23 protein-coding genes are annotated in these 22255 nt (G+C 65.8%); 9 read left to right on the forward strand and 14 right to left on the reverse strand.

Translation table 11 applies throughout. The features are described from left to right. Positions 1–44 precede the first annotated feature (44 nt). Positions 45–1160 carry a fatty acid desaturase family protein gene (locus QNO03_RS13900; protein WP_229951256.1) on the forward strand — a complete coding sequence of 372 codons (1116 nt, stop codon included), beginning with the start codon at positions 45–47 and terminating at the stop codon, positions 1158–1160. Between the two features lie 125 nt (positions 1161–1285). Here QNO03_RS13900 and QNO03_RS13905 read toward each other — a convergent pair whose 3' ends face one another. The 3 genes from QNO03_RS13905 to QNO03_RS13915 all read right to left on the reverse strand — a co-directional run bounded on the left by QNO03_RS13905 (position 1286) and on the right by QNO03_RS13915 (position 4258). Continuing rightward, the gene (locus tag QNO03_RS13905) at positions 1286–1867 is read right to left on the reverse strand and encodes a DUF3060 domain-containing protein (RefSeq protein ID WP_289603751.1); all 582 of its coding nucleotides are present in this window, start codon (positions 1865–1867) and stop codon (positions 1286–1288) included. A gap of 179 nt (positions 1868–2046) precedes the next feature. Then, entirely contained in the window at positions 2047–2877 is an 831-nt protein-coding gene (locus QNO03_RS13910; RefSeq protein ID WP_289603752.1) for an SDR family oxidoreductase, read from the reverse strand. 1 nt (position 2878) lies between these two features. Continuing rightward, positions 2879–4258 carry a flavin-containing monooxygenase gene (locus tag QNO03_RS13915; RefSeq protein WP_289603753.1) on the reverse strand — a complete coding sequence of 460 codons (1380 nt, stop codon included), beginning with the start codon at positions 4256–4258 and terminating at the stop codon, positions 2879–2881. A 169-nt stretch (positions 4259–4427) separates the two neighbouring features. On the opposite strand from QNO03_RS13915, the gene QNO03_RS13920 reads away from it, so the two are divergent. Beyond that, positions 4428–4637, forward strand: coding sequence for a DUF4177 domain-containing protein (locus QNO03_RS13920; protein WP_289603754.1), 210 nt, complete (start codon positions 4428–4430; stop codon positions 4635–4637). Positions 4638–4642: 5 nt separating this feature from the next. Here the strand turns inward: QNO03_RS13920 and QNO03_RS13925 are convergent, their stop codons facing one another. Both QNO03_RS13925 and QNO03_RS13930 read right to left on the reverse strand, forming a co-directional pair. Next, the gene (locus QNO03_RS13925; protein ID WP_289603755.1) at positions 4643–6022 is read right to left on the reverse strand and encodes an acetamidase/formamidase family protein; all 1380 of its coding nucleotides are present in this window, start codon (positions 6020–6022) and stop codon (positions 4643–4645) included. 130 nt (positions 6023–6152) lie between these two features. Next, positions 6153–6950, reverse strand: coding sequence for a hypothetical protein (locus QNO03_RS13930; protein WP_289603756.1), 798 nt, complete (start codon positions 6948–6950; stop codon positions 6153–6155). A gap of 136 nt (positions 6951–7086) precedes the next feature. Between QNO03_RS13930 and QNO03_RS13935 the strand changes: the two genes are divergently transcribed. Genes QNO03_RS13935 through QNO03_RS13945 form a run of 3 tightly spaced genes read left to right on the forward strand, consistent with a single transcriptional unit; the run spans position 7087 to position 9399 of the window. Then, positions 7087–7977, forward strand: a complete 891-nt coding sequence (locus QNO03_RS13935) for an alpha/beta fold hydrolase (RefSeq protein WP_289603757.1) — start codon at positions 7087–7089, stop codon at positions 7975–7977. Further along, complete coding sequence (locus tag QNO03_RS13940) at positions 7970–8539, forward strand: TetR/AcrR family transcriptional regulator (RefSeq protein WP_229951242.1); 570 nt, start codon at positions 7970–7972, stop codon at positions 8537–8539. Before QNO03_RS13935 ends, QNO03_RS13940 begins: the two co-directional genes overlap by 8 nt. 23 nt (positions 8540–8562) lie before the next feature. Then, on the forward strand, positions 8563–9399 hold the full coding sequence (locus QNO03_RS13945) for a PhzF family phenazine biosynthesis protein (protein ID WP_289603758.1): 837 nt from the start codon (positions 8563–8565) through the stop codon (positions 9397–9399). 7 nt (positions 9400–9406) lie between these two features. Here QNO03_RS13945 and QNO03_RS13950 read toward each other — a convergent pair whose 3' ends face one another. From QNO03_RS13950 to QNO03_RS13960, 3 genes are all read right to left on the reverse strand, one after another. Then, positions 9407–10987 carry an FAD-dependent oxidoreductase gene (locus QNO03_RS13950; protein ID WP_289603759.1) on the reverse strand — a complete coding sequence of 527 codons (1581 nt, stop codon included), beginning with the start codon at positions 10985–10987 and terminating at the stop codon, positions 9407–9409. Between the two features lie 168 nt (positions 10988–11155). After that, on the reverse strand, positions 11156–12619 hold the full coding sequence (locus QNO03_RS13955; RefSeq protein WP_289603760.1) for an amino acid permease: 1464 nt from the start codon (positions 12617–12619) through the stop codon (positions 11156–11158). Between the two features lie 194 nt (positions 12620–12813). Next, positions 12814–13506, reverse strand: a complete 693-nt coding sequence (locus tag QNO03_RS13960) for an SDR family NAD(P)-dependent oxidoreductase (protein ID WP_289603761.1) — start codon at positions 13504–13506, stop codon at positions 12814–12816. Between the two features lie 101 nt (positions 13507–13607). Between QNO03_RS13960 and QNO03_RS13965 the strand changes: the two genes are divergently transcribed. Both QNO03_RS13965 and QNO03_RS13970 read left to right on the forward strand, forming a co-directional pair. Further along, positions 13608–14492, forward strand: coding sequence for a helix-turn-helix transcriptional regulator (locus QNO03_RS13965; protein WP_289603762.1), 885 nt, complete (start codon positions 13608–13610; stop codon positions 14490–14492). Positions 14493–14653: 161 nt separating this feature from the next. Next, positions 14654–15064, forward strand: a complete 411-nt coding sequence (locus tag QNO03_RS13970; RefSeq protein ID WP_289603763.1) for a hypothetical protein — start codon at positions 14654–14656, stop codon at positions 15062–15064. 27 nt (positions 15065–15091) lie between these two features. Here QNO03_RS13970 and QNO03_RS13975 read toward each other — a convergent pair whose 3' ends face one another. Beyond that, the gene (locus QNO03_RS13975; RefSeq protein WP_502874593.1) at positions 15092–16165 is read right to left on the reverse strand and encodes a DNA polymerase IV; all 1074 of its coding nucleotides are present in this window, start codon (positions 16163–16165) and stop codon (positions 15092–15094) included. A 39-nt stretch (positions 16166–16204) separates the two neighbouring features. Further along, entirely contained in the window at positions 16205–17077 is an 873-nt protein-coding gene (locus QNO03_RS13980; RefSeq protein ID WP_289603764.1) for an aldo/keto reductase family oxidoreductase, read from the reverse strand. A 116-nt stretch (positions 17078–17193) separates the two neighbouring features. Here QNO03_RS13980 and QNO03_RS13985 point away from each other — a divergent pair, with 116 nt between their 5' ends. Then, positions 17194–17619 carry a winged helix-turn-helix transcriptional regulator gene (locus QNO03_RS13985; protein ID WP_289603765.1) on the forward strand — a complete coding sequence of 142 codons (426 nt, stop codon included), beginning with the start codon at positions 17194–17196 and terminating at the stop codon, positions 17617–17619. A gap of 24 nt (positions 17620–17643) precedes the next feature. Here QNO03_RS13985 and QNO03_RS13990 read toward each other — a convergent pair whose 3' ends face one another. Continuing rightward, positions 17644–18213, reverse strand: coding sequence for a TetR/AcrR family transcriptional regulator (locus tag QNO03_RS13990; protein ID WP_289603766.1), 570 nt, complete (start codon positions 18211–18213; stop codon positions 17644–17646). An 89-nt stretch (positions 18214–18302) separates the two neighbouring features. On the opposite strand from QNO03_RS13990, the gene QNO03_RS13995 reads away from it, so the two are divergent. Next, positions 18303–19172, forward strand: a complete 870-nt coding sequence (locus QNO03_RS13995) for an SDR family oxidoreductase (protein WP_289603767.1) — start codon at positions 18303–18305, stop codon at positions 19170–19172. A 20-nt stretch (positions 19173–19192) separates the two neighbouring features. Here QNO03_RS13995 and QNO03_RS14000 read toward each other — a convergent pair whose 3' ends face one another. The 3 genes from QNO03_RS14000 to QNO03_RS14010 all read right to left on the reverse strand — a co-directional run bounded on the left by QNO03_RS14000 (position 19193) and on the right by QNO03_RS14010 (position 22098). After that, positions 19193–20356, reverse strand: a complete 1164-nt coding sequence (locus tag QNO03_RS14000) for a N(5)-(carboxyethyl)ornithine synthase (RefSeq protein ID WP_289603768.1) — start codon at positions 20354–20356, stop codon at positions 19193–19195. Further along, entirely contained in the window at positions 20353–20499 is a 147-nt protein-coding gene (locus QNO03_RS14005; RefSeq protein ID WP_289603769.1) for a hypothetical protein, read from the reverse strand. Before QNO03_RS14005 ends, QNO03_RS14000 begins: the two co-directional genes overlap by 4 nt. Positions 20500–20568: 69 nt before the next feature. Continuing rightward, positions 20569–22098, reverse strand: a complete 1530-nt coding sequence (locus QNO03_RS14010; protein WP_289603770.1) for an LTA synthase family protein — start codon at positions 22096–22098, stop codon at positions 20569–20571. Positions 22099–22255: the final 157 nt, after the last annotated feature.

Below are 22255 nucleotides of genomic sequence, written 5' to 3' on the forward strand. Positions count from 1 at the left end.
AGATAAGCGCACTTAGGACTGACAGCCGATATGAAAGTGAATGAATGGAAGACGCCCTTATGACGGGTACCAGCGTGGATTCGAGTGGAGAAGGCAAACACCGGCCAGCTGGCCCGGCCCGCCAACGGCACCTCAGCGACTTCACGGCTTTGACCCGGCAGATCCAGGAAGCCGGCTATATGCGCCGGAACTACGGCTACTACTGGGCCAAGCTGATCGGGGTAACCCTGATGGGTCTGGTGCTGGCCCTGGCTTTCATCCTGCTGGGGGACACCTGGTGGCAGATGGTGACCGCGGTGGTGCTGGCGTTACTGATGACGCAGATCGCGTTCCTGGGGCACGACGCCGCACACCGGCAGATCTTCGTGTCGCCGAAGTGGAACGAGTGGGTTTCGCTGATCGTGGTTAATCTCTTCGCCGGCATGGGCCTTGGCTGGTGGAATGCAAAACACAGCAAGCACCATGCCGCACCGAACAAAATCGGCACGGACCCGGACATCGCTCCCGGTGTCCTGGCCTTCACCCCCGAGGCAGCCGAAGCACGCACGAACCGTTTGACGCGCTGGCTTGCCACCAAACAGGGATATTTTTTCTTCCCACTGCTCCTGCTTGAGGGAGTCAACCTGCATGTGCAGGGCATCAAACGGGTACTGGGCAAGGGCCGGATCAAGCGGCGGTGGGTGGAACTTAGCTTCATCGCTGTGCGCCTGGTCAGTTATGTGGTGCTGGTCTTCATGGTTCTTTCACCGGGCAAGGGTGCAGCGTTCATCGGCGTCCAGCTCGCCGTCTTCGGGCTGTACATGGGTATCTCCTTCGCCCCGAACCACATCGGCATGCCGATCGCGCCCAAGGACGCGGGCATCGATTTCCTGCGGCGCCAGGTATTGATGAGCCGCAACATCACCGGCGGCCGGTGGGTGGATACCTTTATGGGCGGACTGAACTTCCAGGTTGAGCACCACCTGTTCCCCTCCATGTCCCGCCCGAACCTGCGCAAAGTCGCCCCGCTGGTCCGCCAGCACTGTGAGCAGTTGGGGGTGCGGTACACCGAAACCGCGTTTGGGCAATCCCTGCGGGACGTCACCACCTATATCAACAGGGTGGGCCGCGGCGGGGTCGATACGTGGGCATGCCCGCTGGCCAGCACGCACCGCGTGTAAGTTCCCGGCCGCGGAGCACTGCTTTTAGATCGTGAACAAAACCGGACCACCCCTCAGGGGGTGGTCCGGTTTTTGTTTTTGGCGGCCACTGTCCTGTTAAGTGCTGGGCGGGGCAACGCCCGTGTTCATCGGGCCGCGACGGAGTTCGTACCCTCGGTTTCGATCACGGGGTCCCCGGAGGTGTACGTGACGGTGTTGTTCTCTCCTTCGACGTCGATGTCACGGGTTTCCTCGACGCCGACAGTGTTCGCGGTTCCGTCCACATCGATGTCGGGCACATTGCTGAGGGTGGCTTCATTATTGCTGCCCTCAATCTCGAGGCTTTCCGCGTCCTCGCCACTGACTGTGTTGCCATTGCCCTGGATATCGATGTCCTCACATTGACCAGTGGTCTGCACGGAGGAGCCACTGGTCTCGACGTCGATGTCCCCGCCGCCGGAGCAGGTAATGCTGACGCTCGTGTTCGCTTCCGTAATTTTATGTTCCTGCCCGCGGCTGAGGGTGATCGTCGCACCGGAGCCAGCGGGTGCGGTTGATGCGCTTAGGTCCGTCGGGGAGGCCGTGGAGGTGTTTTCGGGTGTTCCGACGCTGGTTGATGAGGGTGTTCCGGTTTCCTCCGGGGACGGGGCCGGGGCCGCGGTGCATCCGGTGATGACTGCCAGGCCCGCGACAAGGACGGGTGCGGTGATGCGGAAATTGCGGTACATGCGGGTTCTCCTCAGCTAGGCGGGGCTGGGTGTTGTGTTGGCCTGCCCGGAGAGAACCTGCAGCTGCCCGAGCAATCCCTGATTTGGGGCTCTTCCGCTTGCCTGTTTTATTTTCCAGCATCTTGAACGGGATGGCCACGTAACTCCGCAAAACGCTGGGCGGATAGTCCCGAAGGGACCTAGGAGGCAGACGGCCGCCGGGTGAGACGCTCGGTGAGGAGCCGGTTGGCCCAGTTCGGAGTCACCTGGGAGAGCGCGGCCAGGAAGCGTGCCTGCGATCCGACGGCATGGTGGACGTTGCGGGGCCAGTTCGGGCTGCGGCGGGACCTGATGCTGCGTTCCACGGCGGCGACAGCGGCTGCGGCAACATCGGTTTCGTTCAGCCGCACGCCGAACGACTGGATTGCTCCGATATTGACGCCCTTGACCATCCCGGTATTGACGAACAGAGGCCACAGATCGAGCACGGCAATGCCATGCTCCGCCCATTCCAGTTCCAGTGCCTCGGTCAGGCCGCGGACCGCGAACTTCGTGGCGCCGTAGGTGGCAAGATCGGGCTGCCCGTAAATGGCTGAGGCGGATCCCAGGTTGAGCAGCACCGGTCTGTCAGCGTTCTTCAGGTACGGGAACGCGGTATGGGCACCGTTGATGGTGCCCAGAACGTTGACGTCCACGAGTGCCCGGTGCCGTTCGAGATCGGTATCAACGAACGGTCCGGCGGCCAGCAGCCCGGCGTTGTTGACCAGTAGGTCCAAGTGATCCTCGCAAACGGACGCCAGGGCTTCGCGCCACTGCTGGGCATCCCGGACATCGAGCGTTCCGGTGACGACGGTGGTGCCGTGCGCGGCAGCGATGTCCTTGAGCTCAGATAGGCCGTGACTTTCGATGTCGAACGCGCCGACTATCCATCCGCGGCGCAACAGACGGGCCGCGGTGGCGTGCCCGATGCCGCGGGCGGCGCCGGTGACGACGGCGACGCGGCGTGAGTGCTGCTCAGTGTTCCCGGCCATGTCAGGCCCCCACACGGTTGGTTGCGGCCTGCACAGCGGTTCTGCGCCGCGCTCCGGCATCGCGCTCGCTGCGTAGGGCACGCATGTAATCGACGAAATCCACCTGGATGGTGTGCCGCTTGCTGGCGACGTACCTTTTGGTGATCGCCTTGCGGTGGCGGTCGATCTCGGCGTCCATCGCGGCCCGCTCGGGCAGGGTGTAACGGCCCTGGAGATGGTCGGCGGCGAGCCCGGACTGCCGCTCGGCGATCGGCATGACCGCACCGAGCGGCTGGACCAGTCCGATGAAGTACAGCCCCGGCACCGTCGGGTGGAACATCCGCTGGTAGAGCCGGATCTCGTTATCTCCGGACGGGTCGAGGAAGCCGGCGTCAAAGAACGGGAACGAGATCTTGTAGCCGGTGCAGTAGATCACCAGGTCGGCCGCGACGCGGGTGCCGTCGGTGAAGATGACGCTGTCACCGTCGAAACGCTGGATGTTGGGCTTCGGGACCACGTCGCCGTGGGCCAGCCTGTCGAGTATCCGGCTGGAGACGGTCGGGTGGGCCTGGGCGAACTTGTGGTCGGGTTCCTGAAGGCCGTAACGCGACATTGGGCCGGTGGCGGCGCGCATGACCACGCGGGCGACGCCCCAGCGGACCCGGGACGGGATCTTCTCGTGCGCTCCGATCTCGTCGAAGGGCTTGCCGAAGACGTACTTAGGAATGATGTGCACGCCCCGGCGGTGGGAGAGGTAGGTCTCGGCCGCGTGGTAGCTGGCATCTGTACAGATATCCATGGCCGAGTTGCCCATTCCAAGCACCACGATCCGCTTGCCGGTGAGCTGTTGCTCGTCCGTGTATTCGTGGGAGTGCATCTGCTCACCGGTGAAGCCTTCGGCGCCGGGGAAGGCCGGCTCCGGCATCCGCGGGTCCCAGTGGTGGCCGTTGGCCACTATGACCGAGCCGTAGCGCCGGGTCTCTCCGGTGCTCAGCCGAACCTCGAAGCCGCCGTCGGGCAGAGGCTGCACGTGCTCCACCCCGGTGTTGAAGGTGATCTTGTTTCGGAACCCGAAGTGGTCGACGTAGGCGTCGAAGTACGCCGCAACCTGATCGTGGCGTGCGAAATTGGGCAGGTTCGCGGGCATCGGAAAGTCGCTGAACTCCATCCGGCTGCGCGAGGTGTTGATGTGCAGAGACTTGTAGGCCGCGGACACTCCGTTGCTGTTGCCCCACACCCAGTTGCCACCGACCCGGTCCGAGAGTTCAAAGCAGTCGAAGGCAAGTCCCCGTTCGTGGAGAACTTTGGCCGCCGTGATTCCGGAGCAGCCGGCGCCGATGACGCACACGCGCTCGCTGCTGCCGAGCTCGTGGGTGGGCGGTGTGCTGTGGGCAGTCGTCATTGGCGCTCCAAGCAGGTGGATGTGTCCGGGCTTACGTGATGTACGTCACTGTAGGCTCACCCGGCCGCGCCCAGCGTTATCAACACCCCGGCAGCAGTATCGCGCCGGCTACTTGAGGAGGTGCAGTAGCATTGCGCCCACTAGCCAGCAACGAAAAGGACTTTACGCAATGCCGCACTACGTCGTCTTACAGGAAATCCTCAAAGAGAAACTGCTGGGAACGGGGTCGGGCAACCTGACCTCCCTGGAGAAGGCCATTAACGAGCAGGCGGCAAAGGGCTACCGGCTCCACACCATCACGACCGCGAGCAGCGGGAGCAAGGGTTTCGGTGGCGGAGACCGCATCCAGGCGACGATGGTGTTCGAAAGCCTCGGATAACCTTCCTAGCTGAAGTCCGCCTTCCGGATCAGCCCGTGGACACCCACGGTCCGGTCCACCACCTGGGAGATGGCAAAGTCGGCAGCGGCGGAAAGATAGGCGTAGGCAACGGCGCGGTCCATGCCTTTCTCCTGCTCGAGGAAGTCCAGGGCATTGACCACCGCCCGCCGCATGGCAATATCCAGGTCGCTGTTCACTCCGCCGCCACCAAGGCCGTCGGGGTCGGACAGGCCGATGGGGATCCAGGCGTCCGCCGTCTCGGCGAACGGATACCGGTGGGCCAGTTCCGGAGCGTCGCCGGAGCCGGGTTTGCAGACGGTCAGCCGGAAGGTGCCGCGCAGGGACCCCTCCATGGCGGTCAGCGCCACTTCGCCGTCGCCCATACCCATGTGCGGATCGCCCACATAGAACAGGGCGCCGTCGGCCTTGACCGGCAGATAGAAGGTGGATCCCGGACCGAGGTGGCGGATGTCGATGTTGCCCCCGCCAAGCGTGGGCGGCACCGAGTTCGCTTCCGGGTCGGTGAGGCCGCTGGTTTCGGCAAAGGCCACACCCATCATGCCCATGAACGGGCGCAGCGGAAAACGGACCTTCATCTCGCCGCTGGTCATCACGCCCTTGCCGTCCTCGACCGCGGTGAAGACCGAGACGTTGTGATAATCCGTGGGAACGCCGGAGCCGCGGTTATCCGTGTCCACCGGCGGCATGACCTCCTCCAAGGTGATGCCCGCGGGCGCTTCCGGTCCGGGCTGCACGGCAAGCGAACCTTTACCGTGGCGGCTGGAGACGACGCCGTACGGAACCCGGGGAACGGCGTCGAGCGTTTCGATTTTCAGGACATCGCCGGGCTCCGCGCCCTCGACCGCGACGGGACCGGTGACGACGTGCGGTCCGTCGGTATCGAAGTTCCGCGGCGTGCGGTTGTAGCCGGCGGCAATGTCGACGGCGTCCTGAAGCACCCCGCTTTCTTCAACGCCGTGGCCGCCGAAGAAGGACACCGGGTCCCGGCCCTGGTCTTCCAGGATCCCTTCATGGGAAAGGGCGTCGATGGTGATGGTCTCGCCGGATTTCATCCGTGCCACCGGCGTCGCATGCACGGTGGGCACGTACCCCCACAGCACTTCGTCGGGGGTGGAGACGAGGTAGTGGTCCCCGGGGATATCGCCGGAGTGCGGCTGCAGGATGTCCTCCGGCTGGGCGCCAGGCGATCCGGTTTTTCCCGCTCGGGCGGCCGCCGCCGGGGACGGCGCGTGGGCCGGTTGGGTTGTGCACCCGGTGGTGAAGGCCAGGGCGCCGATGCCCGCCGCGGCTCCGAGGAATCCCCGGCGGCCCAGTCCTTTGGTCAGCACCTCAGCGGCGTCGCGCCCGATCAGCATTCTGTCCATCGTGTCCTCCTCTAGCTGGTTTCATCACGCTAGCCAACTGGAGTTTCGAGGCTGTTTCGGGCGGGTGAACAGGCTGTGTGGGAGGTTGCGGGGCGGGTCGGGCAAGGGTGAGCCGACGACGGCGGGGCGGCTACTTGATACCGAAGTCGAAGCCGGCCTGGCGGTGCCCAAACCGTTCCCGAAGGAAGTTGCCCGTGGTGGTCAGTTCCGCGGAGGTGCGGCGGTGGCGGCCCGAGTACAGTGTGTCTGCTTGTCCGGCGAGGAGCTGCAGCTGCTCGACCAGTTCCTCGTTGGGGGTCCTTCCGCTCGCCTGTTTGGTCTCCAGCATCTTCGGCGGAATGGCCACGTAATTCCGAAGAACGCTGGGCAGGAAGTCACGCACCATAGCTGTGAGTTCGTACTCGAACTGGGGATCGCCGAGCGGCTGGCGCGTTTCGGCGTCGATCACCGCGTCCAGCGTCTGGCAGGTTTCCAGGATGCTGACATACGCCTCGGTGGGAATCCGGTTCTTGTTCTGCCGGGCGAGGGCGGCTGACCAGGCCAAAGCCTGTGGCAGGTCCTCCGGGGGCGAAGGGTTCGATGCCCCCGGCGTAGACGGGTGCTGGACCTGCGGCCCCGAGGCTGCGGGCTGGGTCATAACCTGCGGTACTCGACCGCGCGGGTGCAGCCACAGGTCCCGGAGCATGTAGGACCGCATGGCCGACACGGCCACGACCCCGAGAATCACAAAGAACGAGAGAACGGCCAGCGCGCTGTACCCGGCGACGGCGGCGGCAGCCAGGACAAGTGCTACGTACAGGCCACCCTCAAGAATCACCTTCCAGTTACTCCTGCGCACCCCGATCATCAGCACCAGGAGAGGCATAAAAGGAAAAAACAGGAGGGCGACGGCGACTTTGAAGATGTTCCCCACAGTAAGTCGAGACATCATGATCCTCTCGTTATGGCGTGGTGGCAGACCCACAATTCCAGATTACAACTCCACCGCGTCCCCCGCTGTGGTGTACCTGACAGCACCTGCGAAAGCTAACCTATTGTGCTTTTTAGCTAAGTCAGTTAGCTTTATGGCATACACCGAGTGCCTGGAGGGCATCATGACTGAGTACCTGAGCATTGGAACGAACCGGCTGGCCTACGACCTGCAGGGGGAGGGCCCGCTGGTGGTCCTCGCGCACGGCATGGGCGACAGCCGCCGTTCGTACCGCTTCGTCGTGCCGGCATTGGTCGCCGCGGGCTACCGGGTCGCAAACCTGGACATCCGCGGCTGCGGCGGGTCCAGCACCGGCTGGGACGGCTACAGCCGTACCGACATCGCCGGCGACCTCGTGGCCCTGGTGCAACATCTCGGTTGTCCCGCAGTCCTCGTAGGCCAATCCATCAGCGGCGGCGCCGCCACGATTGCCGCCGCCGACGCGCCGGACCTCATTGCCGGCGTCGTCGAGATTGCACCGTTCACCCGGAAGCAGTCCATGGACCTCGGTGGCATGTTCCGCGTTCCGCGCTATCGGGCCGCCTCCCTCCAGCTGCTGCAGACCATGCTCCGCGGGAGTGTGTCCAACTGGCTGAAGTACCTCGACATCGCCATACCCGTGAAGCCCACCGACTGGGCAGCTGAACGGTCGCAGATTGCCGCGGTGATGCAGGACCCGGCTCGCATGAAAGTCCTGCAGGCCATGATGAAGACCGCCCCCACCGACGCCGGGGCGCGGCTGGCCGACGTCCGCAGCCCCGTCCTCGTCATCCAGGGCAGTGCCGACCCGGACTGGGCCGACCCGCGCGCGGAGGGCGAACGTGTCATTGCCGATCTCCCCGCCGGTCTGGGCACCCTCGCCGTCATTGACGGCGCCGGCCACTACCCGCAAGCCCAGACACCCAACGAACTCCTTGACCTGGCGCTGCCGTTCCTCGCCCGGGTCCTCGGGGCACACACCAACCGCGGAACCGACCATGCCTAGGGCGGGACTCAGCGCGGCCGCCGTCGTCGAGCGCGCGGCACAGATGCTCGACGAACCCCACAGCGAGGGTCTGAACCTCGCGGCCATCGCGGACAGCTTCGGCGTCCGGGTCCCCTCGCTCTACAAGCACGTCGACGGCGTCGCCGGCCTCCAGCGGGGCGTGACCCTGCATGCGAAGCGCTCACTCACCCGCGTCATCGCGCAGGCCGCAATCGGACGTTCACGGGATGATGCGATCATCAACATCGCGCACGCCTACCGCGGGTGGGCGCTGGAGCACCGCGGCCTGTACCCGTTGGCCATGCTGCCCGTCGACAGCGGGGACCCCGAGGAGGTGGAGGTCGCGGCGTCGTTCCTGGACGTTATGACCGGCGTCCTGACGGGCTACCAACTCTCGGGCGACGACGCCATCGACGCGATCCGGTTCCTCCGCGCGGCGCTTCACGGCTTCGTCTCGCTGGAAACCAGCGGCGGCTACGAAATGCCCCGTGACCTGGATCGGAGCTTCAACCGCCTGGTCGGGAGCATCACCACCGCGCTGGACGGCTGGGCGCGGTCATGACGCGTGCTGCCTCCAGTGGCGCCATGAGGCCGCGTCCCTACAGCGAAGTCGATGTCTTTTCCGCCGAGCCGTATCGGGGCAACGCCTTGGCGGTTGTTCACGACGCCGACGGCCTAAGTGCCGAGGAGATGCAGCGCTTCGCCACCTGGACGAACCTGTCGGAAACGACGTTCCTGCTGGCCCCCAGCAGCCCGGCGGCCGATTACCGGGTGAGGATCTTCACCGCGACGGAAGAACTTCCTTTTGCCGGCCATCCAACGCTCGGCTCGGCCAGGGCCTGGCTGGATGCCGGCGGGTCACCGCGGGCAGGCGGAACGCTCATCCAGGAGTGCGGCGTGGGGCTGATCCCGATCCGTATCCAGGAGGACCAGCTGGCCTTTGAGGCGCCGCCGCTCACCCGTTATGAACCCGTGGATGAGGTGCTCATCGGCCGGATAGCGGCAATCCTGGGGATCCCACGGGAGAACATTCTTGATGCGTCCTGGCTGGTCAATGGTCCGCAGTGGATCGGCGTCCGGCTTGCCTCGGCGCAGGAAGTGTTGGACCTGCAGCCCGACCCGGCAAAGGCCGGCAGCCTGGAAATCGGTGTGGTGGGCCCGTGCGGGTCCACGGCGGAAACCCAGCTCGAGGTGCGTGCGTTCATCGGCGGAGACCCCGTCTGGGAAGACCCCGTGACCGGCAGCCTGAACGCGGGCCTTGCACGCTGGCTGACCGACGCGGGTCTGGCCGCGCCGCCGTACACCGCGTCACAGGGAACAGTCCTCGGCCGCCGGGGCCGCGTGCACATCAGCCTCGACGACGGGAACATCTGGGTCGGCGGCCAGGTCACGAGCTGCATCGAGGGAACCGTCCGGCTGTAGCGCGCACCTAACGGGCGAGGGGACCGGCAGGGTCGCTCAGGGCCCGGTGCACGGACGCGACGGCGCTGGATCCTTCGCCGACCGCCGCCGCGACGCGCTTCATGGAGCCGTGGCGGACATCACCGGCGGCAAACACCCGTGGAGTGGAGGTTTCAAAAGGCATCGGTTCGCGGCCCAGCGGCTGCCACTGCTCGAGAGCCTGAACCGCTATGTCGGTCCCTGTGCGGATGAATCCCGCATGGTCCCTGTCGAGCGTGGGCAGCCACGTGCTGGCAGGGTCGGCGCCGATGAAGCAGAACAGGCCGCGCGCATCGACCGGCCCGGCGGTGTCGATCCGGACCGTTTCCAGGGCGGAGTCTCCGTCCAGCCCAACGATGTTCGACCGGGTATGGATAGAGATGCGGGGATCCTCCCGCAGCCGGTCCACGAGGTAGGAGGACATCCGCGCCCCAACGTCCCGTCCACGGACCACCAGATGGACCGGGCATCCGTGGGACGCGAGATAGAGTGCGGCCTGGCCGGCCGAGTTTGCCCCGCCGACGACGACCACCGGGTGCCCGGCGACCTGGCGCGCCTCGAGGCTGGTAGCGGCGTAGTAGATTCCGTGTCCCTCGAAGTCCTCCCACCCCTGAACTCCGAGACTCCGGTAGGCGGCCCCGGACGTGATCAACGCGGTGCGGGTATGGAGGACGGCGCCGTCCCCCAACGTGAGCTTGAGGCCATCGTCCATTGTCTCAAGGGATACCGCATCGCAGGGTGCCCAGATCCTTACCCCGAACTTGATCGCCTGCAGTGTGGCTTGGCGGATGAGGTCTCCACCGGCAACGCCAAAGGGAAAACCGAGGAAGTTCTCGATCCGGGAGGTCGCCGCCGCCTGGCCTCCCGGCGCGACGGCGTCGAGCACCACCGTGTTCAGCCCTTCGGAGGCTGCGTAGATGGCCGCGGCGAGCCCGGCGGGTCCGCCGCCAACGACGAGCAGGTCCGTGGCGCCCTCCTGGTGGGGCTGGTAACTCAACCCGAGGCGCTCGGCGACGGCTCCCGGCGTCGCACGTGTCATGAGCTTGCCCTGAATGAGTGCTGCCGGCAGATCACCGGCCGCTATACCGTGGCCATCGAGGGCGCCCATGCCGTCGGGCGGGACGACGAAGACGGTATGAATCAAGTCCAGCCGTTCCGCGAAGCGGCGAAGAGCCAGCAATTCGCTCGACGCTTCCGTCCCGATGAACTTGAGCGTCATGGCGGCCGGTCCCCGCCGAAGGGCTTCGCGGCGTTCCCACAGAGTATGGAGAACAATCCCCCCGAGATCGTCGTCCTGGTTCATGACCAGCCGCAGATCCTCACGGGCCAGGCGCCGGATGCGCCCGGGCTCCTTCACCCGCGCCGACAGGAGCGCGGCCTGTCCGTTGAGCAGCCCGAGTTCACCGCCGAACGAGCGTGGCCCGAGGGTGCTGAGAACGGTTTCTTCGTCCCACCACAACGGGTCACGCACCATTTCAATGGCGCCCGATTCCACGAGGATCATTGGATAGTTCAAGTCCCCGGCGCGGAAAACGTAGTCGCCCGCACCGACGTCGGTTGGTGCGGCCATGCCGAGGAGTCTTTCCCACTGCGGGTCGGAAAGACGAGGCACGTCACTGGTTCGCTTGGCAGAGTGCTCACTGACATCCGTCATGTCGGTCCTTCGAGCTAGACGGTGGATCAAGAATGCAGTGAGATTACCTGATTGAACCTGCGAATGGATGGCCTGCCGGAACGTTTAGCTGTCGCGGGCGGCCGCGAGTTCGAGAACGCGGTCGCGGCAGAGCCGCCAGCCGAGCATCAGGGCCGGGATGATGACCACCAGGGAGGCGATCGTCCAGGTGCCCACGGGGGAATCGAAGGCCATCAGGATCAGCACGGCGAGAAGGAACGCGAGCGTAATCCAGCCGGTGACGGGGGCGCCGGGCATCCGGAAGGACGGGCGCGACAGTTCGCCGCGCTTAGCCCGCCGCGTCAGCTCCATCTGGCAAAGGACGATCATGGCCCAGGTGCTGATGATGCCCAGCGATGCGACGTTCAGGACAATCTCGAACGCCTGGGCCGGAACGACGGCGTTGAGGACGACGCCGAGCAGGGCAACGAACGCGGTCAGGGCGATACCGCCGTACGGGACGCCCGCCTTGTTCATCCGCCCGGCGAACTTCGGCGCGGAGCCGGCCATGGACATGGAGCGCATGATGCGGCCGGTGGAGTACAGGCCGGCATTGAGCGAGGACAGAGCGGCGGTCAGGACCACCAGGTTCATGATGGCGTCCACACCGCCCACCCCGATGGACCCGAAGAACGTGACGAACGGGCTTTCGCCGGCTTTGTAGGAGCTGTACGGCAGCAGCAGCGAGAGCAGGACGAGCGTGCCGACGTAGAACACGGCAATGCGCACGATCACGGTGTTGATGGCCCTGGGCATGATCTTTTCCGGGTGTTCGGTCTCGCCCGCGGCGGTGCCGATGAGCTCGATCGAGGCGTAGGCGAACACCACGCCCTGCATGACGACGACGGCGGGCAGCAGGCCGTTGGGGAACAGGCCGCCGTTGCCCGAAATCAGGCTGAAGCCGACCACCTGGCCGTCCACGGGGGTGCCGAAGAGCACGAAGCAGATGCCCACGATCAGGAAGGCCACCAGGGCCACGACCTTGATCAGCGCGAACCAGAACTCCAGTTCCCCGAAGACCTTGACGCTGATGAGGTTCAGCCCCAGCACCAGGACCAGGGCGGCCAGGGCCCAGGTCCACTGCGGGATGTCCGCGATCGGCGGCCAGTATTTCCGGAAGAAGTTCATGTACAGCGCGACGGCGGTGATGTCCACGATGGCGGTCATGGCCCAGTTCAGCCAGTACAGCCAGCCGGTGACGAAGGCCGCCTTCTCGCCGAAGAACTCACGGGCGTAGGAGACGAAGGAGCCGGAGGAGGGCCGGTGCATCACCAGTTCACCCAGGGCCCGCAGGATCATGAAGGCAAAGAAGCCGCAGACGGCGTAGCTGATGACCAGCGAGGGGCCTGCAGCTGCGAGGCGGCCGCCTGCTCCCATAAAGAGCCCGGTGCCGATGGCGCCGCCGATGGCGATCATCTGGACCTGGCGGGGCTTGAGCCCCTTGTGGTAGCCCTCCTCCTCGTGGTGGAAGGTTGGTTCGGGGGTGCCTGCCTGGACGGTGGAGTCCGGGAGGGAGGCTTGCTGCGTCATGGCTGCAGGTCCGGTTTTCCGGCGTTCGGGAGGTTCACTTCGTAGACTATGGCAGTCGTATCCGGCGAGCGTCAAAAGCGGAGCGCCGGCCCCGGACTCCGGTGCGGGACGCTGACCGGCACAACAAATGCGCGGCGTCCAGCCATTGGCTGGACGCCGCGCCCGATTTCCGCCGGCAGCTGCCCGCGGGGCCGTTAGAAGGAAGCCGTTCCGGACCGGTCGATGAAGGTGCCGGTGGGACCGGTCCCGCCGCGGGTGGCCAGCTCAACGATGGCGTCTGTTCCCTCACTTACCGTTTGGGTTCCCTGCCGGCCGTTGAAATCGGTGGCGGTGTATCCCGGATCAGCAGCGTTGATGCGGAGCTCGGGGAACGCCTTGGCGTATTGCACGGTCAGCATGGTGACGGCGGATTTGGATGAGGTGTAGAGCGGCATCACCACGGTGGACTCGATGCGCTCCGGATCGTGGACGGAGTGGAAGGAGCCCAGCCCGCTGGTGACGTTCACAACGGTGGCCGCGTCGGACCCGCGCAGGATCGGCAGGAAATGGTGCACCGTACGGACAATGCCCACAACGTTGGTGCCATAAACGGCTTCGGCGTCCGCTGCCGTCAGGTCCTCGGGCGCGGCTTGGGGTCCGGGAATGCCGGCGTTGTTGATCAGGACGTCCAGGCCGCCCGCGGCAGCCACCGTTTTGGCGGCGGCTTCAACGGAGGAGTCGCTCGTGACATCCAGCTGCACAAACTGACCGCCCAGGGTTTCCGCGGCCTCCCTGCCGCGGACTTCGTCGCGTGCTCCCATCCATACGGTGTGTCCGGCCTCGATGAGCCGGCGTGCTGTTTCGTATCCGAGACCCTTGTTGGCTCCGGTAATCAATGTTGTTGTCATGGAGCGAGTCTTTCCGCAACGGACCGGAGTGTCGTGGCCCGGACCAACGTATGGATTGGCAGTGCCACCCAGAACCGGGTTCCTGATGCCAGACTCTAGTCATGCCGGATTCGCTGACTGACCTGGGTACCCTTCTCCGCTCTTGGCGCGACCGCCTGCAGCCGGCCGACGTCGGCCTGCCGGTGTACGGTTTCCGCCGCGCTCCCGGCCTGAAGCGGGAAGAACTGGCCCGGCTGGCGGGAATGAGCGTCGATTATTTGGTGCGCCTTGAACAGGGCCGCGCGCGCCGCCCCTCGGCGCAGGTGGCCTCGGCCCTGGCCCGGGCCCTGCAGTTGAGCGACACGGAACGCGCCCATCTTTTTGTGATCTCCGGACTCCTTCCCCCAGGCCCCGGGATGGTTCCAACACATATTCCGCCCGGGGTGCAGCGGTTGGTTGCACGGCTCGGTGAGGTCCCCGTGGCGGTGTTTACGGCCTCATGGGATCTGCTCGCCTGGAGTCCGCTGTGGACCGCTCTCCTTGGCGAGCCTGTCCAATCCGGCGAAAGGCGCCCGAATGTCCTGTGGGCACAGTTCACCGGGCATTTTGTGGGCAGCAATGAGGTTCGGATAGTCGACCCGGCCGGGGGACTGGAGAATTTCAAAGCGTCCCTGGTGTCCGACCTCCGCCGCGTCTACGGAAGGTATCCGGAGGATCCCGGTGTGCAGAAGCTGGTTGCGGAATTGACCGCAGCGAGTGCAGAGTTCCGCCGGCTTTGGGACAGCGGAACCGTCAGTGAGCACCAATCCGAAGTGAAAGTGGTGCGGAACCCTGCCGTGGGTGATGTGCAGGTGGACTGCGACATCTTCAGCGTGGCGGGAACAGACCTGCGGATTGTCGCCTACACCGCTGCCATGGGATCAGAGGCAGCGGAAAAACTCGATTTCCTGCGCGTCGCGGGCGTAACCGCGGCTGCCCCTGACCACCCGCCGCGGGTGGGCGTATGACCCGCCTAGGAAATATTGGAGCGATACTATGTTCCCGCTGCCGCAACTGACCGGCCGCAACGACCGGAGGGGGAACCATGAGCGGGAACCGGCAGCCAGCTGGCCGTGTCCAACCGAAGCCGCCCCTCGAATTACCGGGTGGAGCTGTCTGTACTGTGCGGATGCCGACCCGTAAAGCGCCGCCGATGTTCTGGACGTGGTCCGCGCATACTGGGGTTTTCGGCTCCGTCGCGATCCTGGTACTCGGCGCGTTAGGCATGCTGCTGTGCCTGAGCGGCGCGAAAATGAACGACTTCGAGTTTGTGGCGGCGAACGGCGGAATGGACAGCCTTATGGCTATCTACTTTGTGATGGCGGCCTTTATCGCACTTATTCCTGCCGTGGCGGGGGTTTCGATTGTGTACGTCGAGGCCCTGCCCCTCCGGGATATGTGGGCTGAATACCGGCAGGCAGGCTGGAGCACCTGGGAGTGCCGGACCGTGTGCCGCAGGGCCCGCGCGGCGGGGACCGACCTCATTCCTGCCCCACACACAAGCCGGAGTGCCGTACGCGCATACTGGCTGACGCTGTGAAGGCCGCCTGTCGACACACAAACAGGGTCACCACCCCCCGCGCGTAGGCGTATGACCCTTCCTCGCGTCGTCGGGCATGGCCATTTCGGCGCGCAGGCCCAATAGCCGGATCGGCCGGCCGGGCTCGATGGCACCGGCCAGGTCCAGTGTCCGGGCCAGGACATCGTCCCGGTCGAAGGTCTCCGGGATCTTCTTCGCGTGCGTTTTGGTGGTGAACGGCGCGTACCGGACCTTGAGGGTCAGCCCGATCACGGGCCGCCCTTCTGCGGCCACATCCGCCAGGACCTGCGCCGCCAGCTGCCGCACGGCGTCGTCCACCTGGTCCGGCTCGGTGAGGTCGGTCTGGAACGTGGTTTCCCGGCTGTGTCCGCGGGCCACCCAAGGGGTGTCATCCACCGTGCTGGCGCCGCCGCCGCGTCCGAGCTCCGCATACCAGGGACCCATCTTGGGCCCGAACTCCGGCACCAGAGTGGAGGGATCAACTGCGGCGAGTTCAGCCACGGTATTGATGCTCAGCTTCGCCAGCCGGCCGGAAATCTTGCTTCCGACGCCCCACAGTTCCTTGGTGGGCCGACCGCCCATCACCTCAAGCCAGTTCCCGGCGGTCAGCTGAAAGACACCGGCCGGTTTGCCCAGATCGGTGGCGTTCTTCGCCCGGACCAGGGTGTCGCCGATTCCCACGCTGCAGTGCAGATGCGTCTGCTCCAGCACCGCGGCCTGCAGCTCCCGGGCGTAGGCCTCCGGATCCTCCGTCACCGTGCCGACGAAGGCTTCATCCCAGCCCAGGACCTGCACGACGGCGCCGGGCTGGGCGCGCAGGGTGGCCATCACTGCGTCCGAGGCCTCGAGGTAGGCCTCGGCGTCGACCGGCAGGATCACGGCGTCGGGCACCTTCCGGGCGGCAATGCGCAGCGGCATGCCGGACCCGACGCCGAACGCGCGGGCTTCGTAGGAGGCGGTGGAGACCACGGCACGTTCGGTCGGATCGCCGCGGCCGCCAACGATGACCGGTTTACCGGCCAGTTCCGGGCGCCGGAGCACTTCGACGGCCGCGATGAACTGGTCGAGGTCGACGTGCAGCACCCAGGGGATAGCGTTCACGCGACCAGTGTGCCCTAAACGTTCCGGACAGGCACCCGCCTACCGGCCGATGCTGTCCAGCTCGGCCGCATCCTCCGCGGAAAGCGCGAGCCGGGCACCGGCCACGTTCTCCCGCAGATGGGCCACCGATGAGGTGCCCGGAATGAGCAGGATGTTCGGGGAGCGCTGCAGCAGCCACGCCAACGCCACGGACATGGGCGTGGAATCCAGCCGCGCCGCCACGGCGGAGAGCGCTTCGGACTGCAGCGGGCTGAACCCGCCCAACGGGAAAAACGGCACGTATGCGATGCCGTCCTGCGCGAGGGAATCGATCAGGTCGTCGTCCCGGCGGAAAGCAAGGTTGTATCTGTTCTGCACCGAAACGATGGGGACAATGCTGCGTGCTTCGGCGACCTGCTCCGGCAGCACATTGCTCACTCCGAGGTGCCGGATGACCCCCTGCTGCTGGAGATCGGCCAGCGTCTCCAACGCTTCGGCGAGGGAGCCGGGCACTGTCCCCTCGCCGTCGCCCATCCGCAGATAAACCAGGTCCAGCACATCAAGGCCGAGTGTTTCCAGGTTCTCCTCCACCGCCCGGCGCAGCTGGTGGGGCTCCCGCGCCGTAGGCCATCCGCCCTGGTCATCGCGCGTGGCGCCCACCTTGGTCACCACGTGCAGGGCGTCCGGATAGGGATGCAGTGCCTCACGGATGAGCGAATTGGTGATGTGCGGGCCGTACGCCTCGGCGGTGTCGATGTGGGTGATGCCCAGTTCCACCGCCTCCCGCAGGACGGCGAGGGCGCCCTCGCGGTCTGCGGGCTGTCCCAGGGCCCAGGGTCCGGCGAGCTGCATGGCTCCGTAGCCGAAGCGGGTAACCTCGAGGCCGGCTAGGGTCCAGGTCCCGCCGGGGAGGGAAGCGGTAAAGGTGCTCATGTTCTGCCTTTCAGGGGTGGAGTTCCTTACTAACGCAGTCCACTATGGTGACGTAACTTCCCGGCAGGAAGTAGGCACCTGGAAGTGCCTAAGTAACCCGAAAGGTAAGGGCGGTAATGGCCACGATCACGGCGGCAGCGAAACGGGCGCAGGAAAAGTCAGACTACAACGCCTTTCTGGATGTATGCCCCAGCCGGAAACTGCTCGACCGGATCTCGGACAAATGGGTGACGCTGGTCCTGGCGGCTCTCGGAAGCGGACCGGACTGCGACGGCGGTCCCCGGCCGTTGCGGTTCTCCGAACTTTCCCGTGTGCTGGCCGGCGTGAGCCAGAAGATGCTGACCCAGACGCTGCGCTCGCTGGAGCGGGACGGGCTGGTCACCCGCACGGTGACCCCCACGGTACCGGTGACCGTGACCTACGAACTCACCGACCTTGGACTGTCCCTGTACGGGCTGACCCGCGGTATCAAGGCCTGGGCCGAGCAGCACATGGATGACGTCTTCGCCGGGCGTGCCGCCTACGACTCCCGCAGCGCCTGACCTTCCGCACCCGGCCCGCCGTGGCTAGCTGCCCTCGGTCAGCGAACCGACGGCGAGCAGAAGCTGGTTGCGGAATCCTTCCGGCGGGGTGGCGGCGTCGGGGCCGGCGAGTGCGCGCAGGGACCAGGAGGCATTGGACCAGCTGGTCACCAGGGAAATTGTCATGGCCATCAGCACCACCGGGTCGTGGCGGCCCGCTATCTGCCCCCGGTCCTGGGCCTCGCGGATGGCCGCGATCTTGCTCCGGTACGCCTGCACCTCAACGTCCAGCGGAGCCGGACGTTCCAGGACTGCCCATGACGTCAGCCGGCCGACGTCGGGGTTCAGCTGGAGCATGTCGAACAGGCTTGCGGCGTACTGGGGGAGCGAGGCGGCCTCAAAGGGAACCGCATCGGCCAGTTCCAGCAGGGCCTGGCCCACGACCAGATCGAACAGCTCTTCCTTGGCGCCGAAATGGACGTAGATGGAGCGCTTGTTGGCCTGCGCCTCCTCCGCAATGCGGTCCACCCGGGCACCGGCGAGTCCGTTCAGGGCAAATTCCGCGCGCGCCGCAGCCAGGATGCGGCGCTTGGTGGGGGTGGCGTCAGGAGGCATACCGCCATCGTATGTAACCAGATGGTTGCTTACCAAGCCGGAGTCTGCCACCCTGTAGGTAACTAACCAGTTACCTACAGGAGGAAGACATGCCCCGCACCTGGTTCATCACAGGCACTTCATCCGGATTCGGCCGCCATCTGGCCGAACAGCTTCTCGAGCGCGGCGACCGGGTGGCAGCTACTGCCCGCCGCGTGGAATCCCTCGACGACCTGGCCTCCCGGTACGGCACGCGGCTGTGGCGCGCAGCCCTCGATGTCACCGACACGGCCACCCTGCGGACAGTGGTGACGCGGGCGTTCGACGAACTCGGGCGGATCGACGTCGTCGTCTCGAATGCCGGATATGGCCTGTTCGGGGCGGCCGAGGAGCTCAGCGACGAGCAGATCGACCGCCAGCTGGCCACCAACCTCACCGCTTCCATCCAGCTCGCACGCGCCGTCATCCCGCATCTGCGGCGGCAGGGCGGCGGCCGCATCATGCAGGTCTCCAGCATCGGCGGCCAGGTCGCTTTCCCGGCCATGAGCCTCTACCACGCCACCAAATGGGGCATCGAGGGGTTCTGGGAATCCACGGCAGCCGACATTGCGCCGTTCGGTATTGGTGTCACGCTTGTCGAGCCGGGGGTGGCCCGCACCGGGTTCGGCAGCACGAGTGCGGACATGGGTGCGGCCCTGCCCGAATACGACGACGGCGCTCCGGGACAGCTCCGCCGCATGATTGCCGGCGAACTTCCGCCGCTGCCCGCACCGGGAGACCCGGCCAAGATTGCGGCGGCAATCATCGCTTCAGCCGACGGTCCAAGTGCCCCGTTGCGCCTCACGCTCGGTTCGGACGCCTACACCCTGGCCACCTCGGCACTGCGGGAGCGCCTCGCCAGGCTGGAAGAGGGGAAGGACCTGGCCCACTCGACGGACGCCGACGACGTCGCGGCCCACCAGCCGAGCGGCTCCGCCTAGCCCCCGCCTGGCCCCGGCGGTTATGAGGTCAGTGCCACGTGCGGGTAGGCCGGCTCCCGCTGCTGGAACTGCAGCACGTCCTTGTTCCGGATGACGCCGTCGCGGATTTCGATCGCCCGGGCAATGGTCTCGTTCTCCGCCCACGCGGCGGGACCGCTGATGACCGTTTCCAGGAAAGGCAGCAGCGCCTCGCTGATTTCCCAACTGGCGGAGTTCCAGAGGTAGGACGGGCTGTGGTCGACGGCGTAGTAGTCGATGTGCTCGCCCACCTCGAACATGGGATCGGTGAAGGTGGTGGATTTCGCCCACTCGAAGCCCATGCCCTCGTCGCAGGAAACGTCCACGATCAGGCTGCCGGGCCGGAAAGCCGCAAGATCCTCAGTGCGCAGGTAGGTCAGCGGGGCATTGGGGTCCTGCAGGGTGCAGTTGACCACGATGTCGCTCTCGGCAAGGAACGGGGCCAGCGGCACCCGGCCGTCTTCGGTGATGACCTCGCTGAGGAACGGTGATTCCGCCGCGTCATGGTCGAACTGCACCATCCGGGCCGAGTGGATCGGTGCTCCGACCGCTGCAACACCGCGGTTGGTCAGGACCTGGACGTCATGGATGCCGTGGGCGTTCAGGGCAGTAACCGCCCCGCGCGCCGTGGCGCCGAAGCCGATGACGACGGCGCTGAGCCGCCGGCCGTAGTCGCCGGTGGATCCGGTCAGGCTGAGGGCGTGCAGGACGGAGCAGTACCCGGCCAGCTCGTTGTTCTTGTGGAACACGTGCAGGCCGAAACCGCCGTCGCTGGCCCAGTGGTTCATCGCTTCGAAGGCGATCAGGGTGAGCTTCTTGTCGATGGCGAGCTGGGTGATGGCGCGGTCCTGCACGCAGTGCGGCCAACCCCAGAGGGTCTGCCCGTCCCGCAGCTCGGCCAGGTCCTCGGGCTGCGGCTTGGGCAGGAGGACGACGTCGGCCTCCGCCACGATCTGCGCCCGCGGGAGTACGGCGCGCACGAATGTCTTCAGCTCGGCATCCGAAACGCCGAACTTCTCCCCATAGCCTTCTTCGAGAACCAGCTGTTCCCGAACCTCCGGGGCGATGCGTTCCAGATGAAGCGGGTGGATGGCCAGCCGCCGCTCGTCGGGCTTGCGCCTGCTGGAAAGGACACCGAGGGTGAGGCGCTCCACGGGGGAGTTCACTTCTTTTTCGGCGGTGTAGGTTTGACGGCGGCCGTATCGAGGGGCCCGGAACCGGCTGCGGCGGCCTTCTTATCTGCGCGCTTTTCCTTGATGGATTTGCCGGACTTCTTGGATGCTGCTTGGCGCGGGGACTTGTCAGACATGTTCGCTCCTGTAGCGGAACCGAAGCGGTTCCTGACCCTGAACCCTACAGGTACGCCCGACGGGCCGGACTACCGGCCGGTCCAGGCCTCCGCGTAGAACTGTGGGGACAGGGAATCCAGCAGCTCAATGTAGGGTTCCGGCTCCATGGCCTGCGCCGAACGGGCCGGGATCTCCGGGGCGAACGCGGACACACCCAGCCCGGCCTCCCGGTCCTTCAGGGTCAGGCCGGCGGCTTCCAGGATGGTGGGGTACATGTTCAGCTGGTCCACGCCGGGACGCAGCGTCACCGTGGGGTCCTGGCCCGGGACCCAGATCCGGTTGAAGATGGTGCGGTTCTCGTGGTGATCCAGCTGCTCGTGGAAGGCGTCGCCGGCACTCATGTGCTTGAGGTGGTCGCCCATGATCACCACGGCTGTGTCCTCGAGGTAGCCCTTTTCCTTCATGTAGTCCACGAACCCGGCCACCTGCGACATGGAGCAGGAGAACACTGAGGTGACCTTGTTCTCCGTATCCACGTTGCAGTAGTCGTAGACATGCACCGGTTCATGGGTGTCCAGGGTCAGCATGGAAAGGTTGAACGGCTGCCCGGTCTTTTCCGACTCGGCATGGAGCCGGTCGATTTCCTCCTTGGCGTGGGCCATAAGCCGCTCGTCGCTCAGGCCCCAGTCCTTGCGGAAGTTCTCTTCCGGCTCGTCGAGGGCACGCCAGTCGGAGAGGCCCTTTTCCTCGGAGTAGCCGTGGCTGCTCAGGTAGGTGTCCTTCGCGGCGAAGGAGGAGTTGGCGCCACCGAGGAAGACATTGGTGTAGCCATGCTTTGCCAGCACATCGCCCAGGCAGGTCGACCCGCCCAGGTACGTTTCGCCGTCGTCGTCGAGGTCGCCGGTGGCGCTGCTGTCATCGGAGGAGCCCACGCCCTTCAGCGGTACGCCGCACTGCGTCGAGACGAGGCCGGCCATGGTCCAGCCTCCGCCCTCGTACTGCTGGAAATTTTCCACGCTCCGCCAGCCCGCTTCGGCCGGCGTGGCTTCCTTCAGCGGTGCGAACGAGTCTTTTTCGAAGAGCTGGTCATCCGCAAGGGTGGCTTCGCCGGACTCGAGGTAGATCAGCACCAGATTGCGCTTGTTCTCATCACTGGTGACGGTCGGCTCCACGTAGTAGTCGCCGATGTCGTACTTGGAGTTCGCTGCCTTGATGTAGTCGGCCACACCCACAGTTGTGGCAAAGGCGGTGGCGCCGCCCACGAACACCGCGGCCACCAGAGCGGCGGCGACCGCCCGGCGAATCCACTGCGGGCGGCGGGAGTGATCCTCGCCGCCGCCGCCGGCTGCGCGGCGCTTGCGGCGCCGGGTGTACTGCCATAGGGCAATTCCGAGGGTGAGAAGCAGGGGTAGAACGCCGACGCCCAGGATGCCGAGCCAGACAATGGCTCCGCCGCCGCCGTCGGTTTCCACCGAGACGAGGTTCAGGAGCATCTGCCCCACGGAGATCCTGCCCCAGAAGAAGCGGATGCCGGCGGCGGCGATGAGCAGGGCGAGCCCCGCCCAGATCAGGACGTAAACCAGGACGCGGCCAGCAACGAGGCCGACCCGTCGGGTCACGTGAAGAATCCGGCCGGACATTGCAACACCTCGTTCCAGATGCCGCGTTTACGCCGAACACCCTTGACATCCCACCCGATCTCGGGCGTTTAGAAGACTAGTACCGCCACTTTACCCGCTCACTACTGGTTTTGCCGGGAGAAAGGTGCTTCCACAG

Source organism: Arthrobacter sp. zg-Y877 (genome assembly GCF_030373105.1).
In the GTDB taxonomy this organism is placed as follows: Bacteria; Actinomycetota; Actinomycetes; order Actinomycetales; family Micrococcaceae; genus Arthrobacter_B.